The 397-nt window shown below is 50.1% G+C and carries 1 protein-coding gene; it reads left to right on the plus strand.

Going from position 1 to position 397, the window contains the following annotated elements; genetic code table 11:
- On the plus strand, positions 1 to 397 hold a 397-nt coding region (locus tag ACLWS4_RS37675), incomplete at both ends, for an aldehyde dehydrogenase family protein (RefSeq protein WP_416876526.1).

Below are 397 nucleotides of genomic sequence, written 5' to 3' on the forward strand. Positions count from 1 at the left end.
GTACGAAAGATTTGTCTCCCATTTTGTGGAAAGAGCCGCCAAAATTAAAGTCGGGCCGGGGGATGATCCGGATACGGAAATGGGCCCGCTTGTCAGCGAAGAACATATGAAAAAAGTGCTTTCTTATATTGAAATCGGCAAGCAGGAAGGCGCCACCTTAGCGCTTGGCGGCAACCGCCTATTGGAAAACGGGCTGGATAAAGGGTATTTTGTCGGGCCGGCCGTGTTTGTGGATGTTAAACAAAACATGCGGATTGTCCAGGAGGAAATTTTCGGCCCTGTCGTTGTTATTCAAAAATTCAAGGATGAGGCGGAAGCTGTAAAATTGGCCAATGACACGGTATACGGGCTGGCCGGTGCGGTTTTCTCCAATGACGGGGCCAAGGCGTTAAGGGTC

The organism is Kitasatospora sp. SC0581 (assembly GCF_048159585.1).
Taxonomy (GTDB): Bacteria; Actinomycetota; Actinomycetes; order Streptomycetales; family Streptomycetaceae; genus Kitasatospora.